Genomic DNA, 9967 nt, shown 5'->3' with positions numbered 1-9967 from the left:
GCCCATCTCCGCGTAGGCGCGCGCCCGTTGCTCTCCGTCGAGTTTGCGCACCTGCGCCTTGAGTTGGCCGCCCCACACCGACTTCGGATAGTTGAAGCCCTGATATGCCCATCCGTCGCCGCCCTTCCGACGCTTGAAGACGCTCGGGCCGTGCGCCTTGGCCACGTAGGTACGGAACAGGTGCAGGATCTGCGTATCGAGGTGGTGGCGATCCCGGTCATCGATCAGCCGTTGCAGGACCCGCGAGGCGACGATGCCGCTGCCGCGGATCATCACGGTGGTCGGACGCCGCTGCAGCGCCTGATAGAGATGCTCGTGCGGCTCGTAGGCGTTGACCACACGGGACGGATCGCGGTAGGCCTCGCGATACGCCTGCAGGTCCGGTAGCAATTTCAACCCTGGATAGCCGATCGCGACATGAACGAAGTTGCTACGGAAAGCGATCCGCTTGGTTGGCGCGGCACCCTCGGGTGGCGTCAGGATCGTGAAGTAGCCACCGCCCACCCGCCGTCGGATCATCCGGACGTGCCCGATCCGCAGCGCCGCGGCATACCCGACGCGATGGAACTCGCGCTCCATCGATTCGAACGCCTGCCCGGCCCGCGGAGTGTAGTAGTTCGCGAAAATCGGCTCGACGAGTACCTGCCAGAGCGGTCCAATTGTTTTGTCGGACAGCGCTTCGCGCACCGCGTAGGAAGGAAAGCCCCAGATGTTGTCCGGCGTCGAAGCAGAGTCCGAGCGCAGGCGCTCGGAACGGGGTATCTGCGATGCCGTGGTCAGGTACTCGTAACTCGACCACGGAACTCGTTGGGGACCGAGAACCGCAATCGAGGATGTTGGCACCCCGTATATCCGCAGGGTGTCAAAGGTGACGAACGATCCGATTCCGCTGCCGACGGTGACGAAAGGCACGTCGATCACCGGGATACCGGTGTGCGCGACCATCTCGTCGGTCCACACGTCGGTATCGATCAGCTCCGGCACCAGGTCGCCGCGCATTGCCGAAATGGTACCGGCGCAGGCCGGATGCCATGGAGAAAACCGGTTAAGTCCCCGCTACATTTCACTGCACATGAGGATTGCCGCGGCGCTAGTCTACGACGAGCCGGGCGATCGCCCGGAGCGGGATGTGCACCCAGGTGGGCCGGTGGCGCGCCTCGTAGGCCACCTCGTACACCGCCTTATCCAGCTCGTAGGCGCGCAACAGCGCGGACTGCTCTCGCGGATCGCGGCCCGTCACGGCTGTATAGCCGTCACAGAATGCCGATCCGTTGCGCGAAACCCATTCCTGCGCACGGTATTTGCGCTGCGCATCGCCCGGCAGCCCGTCACCGAGCGGTTGATGACCCGCATAGTCGAACGAGCGCAGCATCCCCGCCACGTCCCGCAGCGGACTGTCGGGCAGGCGACGAGCGGCCACGGGCTTGAGCGGCTCGCCCTCGAAGTCGATCAGCAGCCAGTGGTCGGGCGCGCGGAGCACCTGTCCGAGGTGCAGGTCGCCGTGGATGCGCTGCACCATCGTCGGTCCACTCTTCGCTGCCTCCTCGTAGACCGCCAGCACCGCGTCACGGTGCTCGGCGAGCTCGGGCACCACCGACGAGGCCACCTCGAGGTTACGGTGCAGCGTGTCGATCACGGTCGACGCGAGGGGTTGCTCGGCACTGCCCAACGCAGTGGCCAGGTCCGCGTGGACGTGCGCGACCGCCGCGCCGAGCCGCTCCGACTCGCCCGCGAAGTCGGTGCCCACCTCCGATGCGTGCAGGTCCGCCTCCGACAACAGGTCGCGCACACTGGTCAGCGCGAGCCGCCACCCGTCCGACGAATTGGCGATGAACTCCTGCGCCATCGCCAGCGTGGTCGCGGTTCCCGCGACGTCGGCCTCCATCCAGCCGCGCAGCGGGGCGACATGGGCGCAGCCGACCTCGCTGAGCGCGCGGTGCAGTTCCACGTCGGGATTGATGCCGGGTGATACCTGCCGGAAGAACTTCAGCAGCAGGTTGTCCCCGAAAACCACTGTGGTGTTGGACTGTTCGGCGGACAGCACCCGGCCATGTGCATCCGAATCGATCTCCACCGAATCGGGCATTCCGAAGCGCAACGAACCTATCTCGTCCGCAGCGGACAGCGCGCTCAGATACCGCGCGAGTATCTGGCTGTCGCGCAGCGCGTCGTAGGCCACCACCCCATCCGGGACACCCAGCGCGTGTTCGGCGAACTCCTCGGCCGGCACGGGCCGGAAACCGAGCGGCAGCTGAAACCGCAGCTCGTCGGCGCCTCGGAACGACACGTCGATGATGAGGTGGTCTGCGGCCAAGCCGCTTTCACGAACGAGCGGCACGCGGTTCACGATCGCGACCGCCGCGATCGGATGGTTCTTCGCCGAGAACCACCGTTGTCCGGGTAACCAGGCTGCGATCGCTTGGGCGAGCACGCCGTCGTCGGGCAATGCGAATGCGGCGGTCATGGCTGCACCGCCGCCTCGGCCTCACTGCTCGCGGGTTGCCCGGAAGCGACTCCGTCATCGGACGGATCCGGTTGCAGCGCAAACCAATAGAACCCGTGACCGGGCAACGTGATCATGTACTCCGAGCCGGTGATCTTGGGGAAAGGGATCGAACCGGTCAGCTCGACCGGAATCCGGCCGTGGAACATCTCCAGGTTCAGGATCACCGCCTGCGGGAAGCGGGACAGGTTGTTGACGCACAGGATGACCTCACTGACACGGCGCTCCTGGCTGGGCCGCTCCAACTGGCGCAGGTAGGTCAGCACCGACGGGTTGTCATTGCCCAACTCGGTGAATGTCCCGAGTCCGAATGCCGGATGCTGCTTGCGCACCTGGATCATTCGGCGCGTCCAGTGCAACAGCGTGTTGGTCGAATTCATCTGCGCCTCAACGTTGACCGCCTGATAACCGTAGGTCGGGTCCATGATCACCGGCAGATACATCCGGGCCGGATCCGAGCGGGAAAACCCGGCGTTGCGGTCCGGCGTCCACTGCATCGGGGTGCGCACGGAGTCCCTATCGCCCAGCCAGATGTTGTCGCCCATACCGATTTCGTCGCCGTAATAGAGGACTGGGGACCCCGGCAGGCTCAGCAGCAGCGCGGTGAAGAGCTCGAGCTGATTGCGGTCGTTCTCGAGCAATGGCGCAAGCCGGCGGCGAATGCCGATGTTCGCCTTCATCCGCGGGTCCTTCGCGTACTCGGCGTACATGTAGTCGCGCTCGTCGTCGGTCACCATCTCGAGGGTCAGCTCGTCGTGGTTGCGCAGGAAGATTCCCCACTGCGCGGACGACGGAATGGCCGGCGTCTGCGCCAGGATCTCCGAGATCGGCACCCGGTTCTGCCGCCGCACCGCCATGAAAATGCGTGGCATCAAAGGGAAATGGAATGCCATGTGGCACTCGTCGCCCTGCTCGGACTCGCCGAAGTACTCGACCACATCGGCCGGCCACTGATTCGCCTCTGCCAGCAGAACGCGGCCAGGGAACTCATCGTCGACCACCTTGCGGCAGCGCTTGAGGAAGGCGTGTGTCTCGGCCAGGTTCTCGCAGTTCGTGCCCTCACGTTCGAACAGGTATGGCACGGCGTCGAGGCGGAACCCGTCGATGCCCAGATCGAGCCAGAAGCGCAGCACGTCGATCATCGCTTCCTGCACTTCGGGATTGTCGTAGTTGAGATCCGGCTGGTGCGAGAAGAACCGGTGCCAGTAGTACTGGCCGCGTACCGCGTCCCAAGTCCAGTTGGATACCTCGGTGTCGACGAAAATGACGCGCGCGTCCGGGTAACCCTCGTCCGAATCGGCCCACACGTAGTAGTCGCCGTAGGGGCCGTTCGGATCCGCGCGGGACTCGAGAAACCACGCGTGGGTGTCGGAGGTGTGGTTCATGACCAGATCGGTGATGATCCGGATTCCCCGCCGGTGCGCCTCGTCGAGCAGCACCACGAAATCCTCGATCGTGCCGAAATCGGGCAGGATCGCGCGGAAGTCGCGAATGTCGTATCCACCGTCGCGCAGCGGCGAATCGTAGAACGGTGGCAGCCACAGGCAGTCCACGCCAAGCCATGACAAATAGTCGAGGCGCTCGGTCAAACCCCGCAGATCACCGCTGCCGTTATTGTCACCGTCGCTGAACGCACGGACCAGAACCTCGTAGAAGACTGACTTCTTGAACCACTGGGAATCGACCTGCAGCGGCTGCGCATGGTGGAAATCGGCGGCGTCGACCTCGATGATGTGGCCGTCCGCCGAGTGCGGCAGCAACGGGGTCGGAACCTCACGAAGCCCTGCGCCGGGCGCGCCTGGCGCAGTCGACCGCTTGTCGGTTCGTTCGTCTTCCAGGGGCATTGGCACCTCGGATCGCTCGACGACTTCACCGCACCGGGGCGCGAAGCCCCCGTCCGGTGCCTCCTTCCCGACAGTAGCGCTATGTCGGTGCGATCTCGTGGCTACCCAAATCGGCCGCCCGGGAAGACGAAGAACCGGCCCGGGGCATCCCCGGGCCGGTTCGTCGTCGAATGTGCTTTTGCCCTAGTGCATCAGGCCGGCAGGAACCGCAGCCTCCTCGGCCGACTCCACCGCAAGCGCGGTTGCGGGCTTGCGCGGCAGCAGCGCCGCCGGGATCAGCGTCAGGACGATCAGCACCGTGGCGACGATGAACGAGTGGCCGAAGGCGTCGGCAGCCTGCGCCAGTCCGGTTTCCATCTCACTCGGCGTCAGCGAATCGGCCATTGCCGGATTGGTCTGCGCCGCGATGGCCGGGCCCGCGAGCTCCTGGTTGAGCAGCAGGTTGGTCAGCACCACCGAGATCGTCGCCGTGCCGATCGAGCCGGCGGCCTGGTTCACGATGTTCATCAGCGTCGAACCGCGTGCCACCTCGGCGTGGGTCAGCGTCCCCAGTGCCGCGGTCATGATCGGCATCATCGTGCAGCCCATGCCCATGCCCATCACGAACAGCGCGCCGAGCAGGATCGGATACGGCGTATCCGCGCCGACCTGGGTGAAGACCGCCATCGACACCGAGATCGTCGAGATGCCGGTGAGCACGATCTTGCCGGGGCCAAGCTTGTCGACGAGCCGACCTGCGATCGGCATGCTCAGCATTGCGCCGAAGCCCTGCGGGGCGAGCAGCAGTCCTGCGGCCAGCGTGGACTCACCGCGCACCTGCAGGAAATAGCTCGGGAACAACAACCCGGCGCCGAAGAACGCGATTGCGAACATCGTCTGGGTGATGACCGCGACCGACAGATTGCGGTTGCGGAACAGGTGCAGATCGATCAGCGGGTGATCGGTGCGCAGCGCATGCGGGACGAACACGACGATCAGCACCAGGCCGGCGATCATCGGGATAAGCACCCGCGCCGAGGCCATCGTGCCCATCTCCGGGATCGACGAGACGCCGAACAGGAACGCGGCGAGGCCGGGCGACAGCAGCAGCATCCCGAGGAAGTCGAAACGCTCCTTCGTGGTGCCCTCGTCCTTCGGCAGGACGATGTACGCCGCGATCAGCGCGACGATGCCGATCGGCAGGTTGATCAGGAAGATCCAGTGCCAGCTCGCCGCCTCGATCAGCCATCCACCGAGGATCGGTCCGCAGATCGGGCCGAGCAGCATCGGGATGCCGAGGACGGCCATGACGCGACCGATCCGTTGCGGTCCCGCGGCGTGGGTCATGATCGTCATGCCCAGCGGCATCAGCATGCCGCCGCCGAGGCCCTGCAGCACGCGGAAGATGATCAGCGAGGGCGCGTCCCAGGCGAAGCTGCACAGCACCGAACCGGCGACGAACAGCGCCATCGCCACGAGGTAGAGGCGCTTCGTACCGAACCGATTGGCCGCCCAGCCGGTCAATGGGATGACGGTCGCCAACGCGAGGGTGTAGGCCGTCATGCTCCACGCGGCGATCGCGTACGTGACGTCGAACTCGGTCTGGAAGGTCGGGATTGCGACGCTGACCACCGTCATGTCGAGGATCGACATGATCGCACCGAGCACAACGACCCCGGCGATCTTCAGTACCGTCGGGTCGAGCTTGTCGGAATTCTGGTCCCCCGCTACGGGAGGGATCGGGGCCGAGGCTGCATCCTCGGCCGCACTTGGCGGCAGCGTACTCATGAGTAGACGATGGCAGCCGAGCTACCGAGCGACCAACTTCTTTTCCCGTCGGTGGGCGGGATCACACTTATGCGTAGCGGCTACATCCGCAGTCACACCAGCGGTCGGCCGGCCTTCATCCGCCGGCGCATGTCCCACATATAGGCGTTGCTGGGGAAATTGCGGATCGGCGCGGGCAGCATCAAGCTCAGCCGGGCCAACGCCGTGACCAACCGGTTGAACCGGCGCTCTTGTGTCGGCGTCCAGCGATAGTGCATCTGCGCCCGGAACTCGGGCGGCAGGAAACCAATGGTGATGAACTTTTGATACGGCCCGAGCAGGAGGCTGATCGGCCGCGGGAGGAATGCGACCCTGGCGATCTTGTCGAGGTACGTGCGGACGGTGTCGTCTATTTCGATCTGCGCGACGCCCTCCTTCCAGTACCGCTCGAATTCGTCGCGGTCGGCGGGCCACATATGTGCCGGCACCTGCAACGTGGTGGCGAGCCGCTCGCATTCTCGATAGATCTCGTCTCGGCTTGCCTCCGATGCGTCGGGGAACATGTAGCGGATCTGATCCTCGGTCCCCTTGTACAGGCAGGCGGCTACCCACAGCTGTAGGTGCGGGTCGAAAGCGTTGTACCGCACCGGGTTTCCCGGCGCCGACTTCACCTGCCGGTGCTGCCCGTTCACCGCCTCGCGGTAGGCCGCACGCTCGGCCTCGGTGCCTTCCAGCGCAACCGCGAGGTAAGTAACGGTGGTGCGCAACCGCTTGACGGGGTGGCGAAACACGTTCCCGCTCTCCACCGGGCTATCCACGACTCCGTGCCCCACCGGGAGCCGGGACAGTTGCATGATCACATTCGCGCCGCCCAACATCAGGCCGAAGCCGGACCCGAAATCACGGATATGGATTTCGCGGGTACCCGTCATTCGTTGCCCCCTAGTCACCCGGTATTCGGACGAGAAGTGCTGCGGCGCAAGCATCTGCAAGCACTCCCCAAGTCTTCTCAGCGATCAAGCGTCGCGGCCACTCCGAAGCCGGATCGTCATTCAATGCACCTCAATCGTGACCGATTTGTGCAAAACCTGGTTGTCACTAGCTATTGCGGGGTAAGCCTGTTATATGCATACCGTGGCTGGCCCCTCGGGCCCTCGGTACAAGTTCTCCCTCTGGGGGACCGATTGGGTTGAGTGGCTACTGATCGGCCTGATCAGCGGAGTCTCCGCGGGCGGAGTGGCGTTACTGGGGGCATCCGTCGTCGTGGCAATTCTCACCGGCGTAGTGGTTGTCGGCGTTGCTGCGATCGTGGTGGCGCTGCTCTGAGCCGGACGAGCCCGTTCCGGCGCGTCAGCGCCGGAACAATTGTGCCGAGTCGGCGCGTCAGCGCCGGAACAGCTTGTTCCCGAGCCAGACGATCGGGTCGTAGCGATGTCCTGCGACCCGCTCCTTCATAGGAATCAGCGCGTTGTCGGTGATCTTGATGTGTTCCGGGCAGACGTCCGAGCAGCATTTCGTGATGTTGCATAGCCCGAGGCCATGCTCGTCCTGCGCGAGGTCACGACGGTCCGCCACATCGAGCGGATGCATTTCGAGCTCGGCAATGCGCATCAGATAACGCGGGCCGGCGAACGCTTCCTTGTTTTCCTCGTGGTCACGCACCACGTGACAGGTGTTCTGGCAGAGGAAGCATTCGATGCACTTGCGGAACTCCTGCGAGCGCTCGACATCGATCTGCTGCATCCGGTACTCGCCCGGCTTCAGCTCGGGAGGTGGTGTGAACGAAGGGACTTCGCGTGCCTTTGTGTAGTTGAAGGACACATCGGTGACGAGATCCTTGATCACCGGGAAGGTCCGCATCGGGGTCACCGTGATGACTTCGGCCTCGGTAAACGTGGACATCCGGGTCATACACAGCAGCCGCGGCTTGCCATTGACCTCAGCCGAGCAGGAACCGCACTTGCCCGCCTTGCAGTTCCAACGCACCGCGAGATCGGGCGTCTGCGTGGCCTGCAAGCGGTGGATGATGTCGAGCACCACCTCGCCCTCGTTGACCTCGACGGTGAAATCCTGCAGATCTCCGTCGGTGTCGTCGCCCCGCCAGACGCGGAACTTCGCGTCATAGCTCATGGCTGCCCCTTCCCATTGCGGGAGTTCTCCGGATGGCTCACCAGTTCACCACCGGTGTAGTACTTCTCGACCTCGGTCAGATCGAACAGCGCGAGAAGGTCGTCGCGCATCGGAATCTGGTCTTCGGGTGTGACAGAGACCCGAGGCAGCGGGTCGCTGCCGGCGCTTCGATCGATTGCGCACACCAGCAGCTTGTTCCGCCACTCCGCTTCCATCGCGGGGTAGTCGTCGCGGGTGTGCCCGCCGCGGCTTTCGGTGCGCAGCAACGCCGCCTTGGCGACGCACTCACTGACAAGCAGCATGTTGTACAGATCGAGCGCGAGGTGCCAGCCCGGGTTGAACTGCCGGTGCCCCTCGACCGTGACCTTCGTCATCCGTGCGGCCAGACCGTCGAGCTTCTCGATCGCCTGCTTGATCTCCTCGTCGGTGCGGATGATGCCGACCAGGTCGTTCATCGACTGCTGTAGCTCGGTATGCAGGGTGTACGGGTTCTCCGCGCCGTCGTCCACCGGATCGAACGGAGACAGCGCGGCACGCGCGGCGGAATCGATGTCGTCCTGTGAGATCGCGGGGCGCGCCGCCAGGGATCCGACGTACTCGGCGGCGCCGAGGCCCGCGCGGCGGCCGAACACGAGGAGGTCCGACAGCGAGTTGCCACCGAGCCGGTTCGAGCCGTGCATGCCGCCCGAGCATTCACCCGCAGCGAACAGGCCGGGCACTGTGGCCGCACCGGTGTCGGGATCCACCTCGATACCGCCCATCACGTAATGACAGGTGGGTCCGACTTCCATTGCCTCCTTGGTGATGTCGACGTCCGCGAGTTCCTTGAACTGGTGGTGCATCGACGGCAGCCGGCGCATGATCTCGTCGGACGGCAGCCGCGAAGCGATGTCGAGGAATACACCGCCGTGCGGAGTTCCTCTGCCCGCCTTGACTTCCGAGTTGATCGCGCGGGCCACCTCATCGCGCGGTAACAGGTCCGGCGTGCGGCGAGCACTGTCGTTGTCCTTGAGCCACTGGTCCGCCTCATCCTCGGACTCGGCGTACTGGCCCTTGAACACCGGCGGGATGTAGGTGAACATGAACCGGTCGCCCTCGGAGTTCTTCAGCACGCCGCCGTCGCCGCGGACGCCCTCGGTGACCAGGATGCCCTTCACACTGGGCGGCCAGACCATGCCGGTGGGATGGAACTGGACGAACTCCATGTTGATCAACGTCGCACCCGCGCGCAGCGCAAGAGCGTGGCCATCGCCGGTGTACTCCCACGAATTGGACGTGACCTTGAACGACTTGCCGATGCCGCCCGTGGCCAGCACGATCGCAGGGGCATCGAACAGGATGAACCGGCCAGATTCGCGCCAGTACCCGAACGCGCCGGAGATCCGGTCCCCCTCCTTGAGCAGTTCGGTGATCGTGCATTCGGCGAAGACCTTGATACGGGCCTCGTAGTCACCGGTCTCCGCGAAGTCCTCCTGCTGCAGCGAGACGATCTTCTGCTGCATGGTGCGGATCAGCTCGAGACCGGTGCGGTCACCGACGTGCGCGAGCCGCGGATAGGTGTGGCCGCCGAAGTTTCGCTGGCTGATCCGGCCGTCCTTGGTCCGGTCGAACAGGGCGCCGTAGGTTTCGAGCTCCCACACCCGGTCCGGTGCCTCGCGCGCATGCAGCTCGGCCATCCGCCAGTTGTTCAGGAACTTGCCGCCACGCATCGTGTCCTTGAAATGCGTCTGCCAATTGTCCTTCG

General features: G+C 64.7%; 7 protein-coding genes and 1 pseudogene. 1 reads left to right on the top strand and 7 read right to left on the bottom strand.

The genetic code is table 11. From position 1 onward, the window contains the following. From A8G08_RS26355 to A8G08_RS26335, 5 genes and pseudogenes are all read right to left on the bottom strand, one after another. A pseudogene (locus A8G08_RS26355) lies at positions 1–999 on the bottom strand (hypothetical protein); the annotation flags it as partial. Between the two features lie 91 nt (positions 1000–1090). Continuing rightward, complete coding sequence (locus tag A8G08_RS26350; protein ID WP_068281018.1) at positions 1091–2464, bottom strand: maltokinase N-terminal cap-like domain-containing protein; 1374 nt, start codon at positions 2462–2464, stop codon at positions 1091–1093. After that, positions 2461–4347 (bottom strand): maltose alpha-D-glucosyltransferase, encoded by a 1887-nt coding sequence (gene treS, locus A8G08_RS26345; RefSeq protein WP_084436896.1) that lies wholly within the window; start codon positions 4345–4347, stop codon positions 2461–2463. The genes A8G08_RS26350 and treS overlap by 4 nt, the downstream gene beginning before the upstream one ends. 183 nt (positions 4348–4530) lie before the next feature. Continuing rightward, complete coding sequence (locus A8G08_RS26340; protein WP_084436895.1) at positions 4531–6114, bottom strand: DHA2 family efflux MFS transporter permease subunit; 1584 nt, start codon at positions 6112–6114, stop codon at positions 4531–4533. A 92-nt stretch (positions 6115–6206) separates the two neighbouring features. After that, positions 6207–7025, bottom strand: coding sequence for an oxygenase MpaB family protein (locus A8G08_RS26335; protein ID WP_068281017.1), 819 nt, complete (start codon positions 7023–7025; stop codon positions 6207–6209). A gap of 202 nt (positions 7026–7227) precedes the next feature. Between A8G08_RS26335 and A8G08_RS26330 the strand changes: the two genes are divergently transcribed. After that, the gene (locus A8G08_RS26330; RefSeq protein ID WP_157108818.1) at positions 7228–7419 is read left to right on the top strand and encodes a hypothetical protein; all 192 of its coding nucleotides are present in this window, start codon (positions 7228–7230) and stop codon (positions 7417–7419) included. 57 nt (positions 7420–7476) lie between these two features. Here the strand turns inward: A8G08_RS26330 and A8G08_RS26325 are convergent, their stop codons facing one another. Together A8G08_RS26325 and A8G08_RS26320 are read right to left on the bottom strand one after the other, a co-directional pair. Further along, positions 7477–8223, bottom strand: a complete 747-nt coding sequence (locus A8G08_RS26325) for a succinate dehydrogenase/fumarate reductase iron-sulfur subunit (protein ID WP_068281015.1) — start codon at positions 8221–8223, stop codon at positions 7477–7479. After that, positions 8220–9967: fumarate reductase/succinate dehydrogenase flavoprotein subunit (locus A8G08_RS26320; protein ID WP_068281014.1), on the bottom strand; the 1748-nt coding region annotated here is incomplete at its 5' end. The genes A8G08_RS26320 and A8G08_RS26325, both read right to left, overlap by 4 nt.

It is taken from the genome of Aldersonia kunmingensis, from assembly GCF_001646865.1.
GTDB lineage: Bacteria > Actinomycetota > Actinomycetes > Mycobacteriales > Mycobacteriaceae > Aldersonia > Aldersonia kunmingensis.
The sequence above is the reverse complement of the archived record's forward strand: the minus strand, read 5'-3'. Positions and strand labels throughout refer to the sequence as shown.

Coding starts and splice junctions, on each gene's coding strand:
- A8G08_RS26350 (WP_068281018.1), bottom strand. CDS start 2,464: ATGACCGCCGCATTCGCATTGCCCGACGACGGCGTGCTCGCCCAAGCG.
- A8G08_RS26325 (WP_068281015.1), bottom strand. CDS start 8,223: ATGAGCTATGACGCGAAGTTCCGCGTCTGGCGGGGCGACGACACCGAC.
- treS (WP_084436896.1), bottom strand. CDS start 4,347: ATGCCCCTGGAAGACGAACGAACCGACAAGCGGTCGACTGCGCCAGGC.
- A8G08_RS26335 (WP_068281017.1), bottom strand. CDS start 7,025: ATGACGGGTACCCGCGAAATCCATATCCGTGATTTCGGGTCCGGCTTC.
- A8G08_RS26340 (WP_084436895.1), bottom strand. CDS start 6,114: ATGAGTACGCTGCCGCCAAGTGCGGCCGAGGATGCAGCCTCGGCCCCG.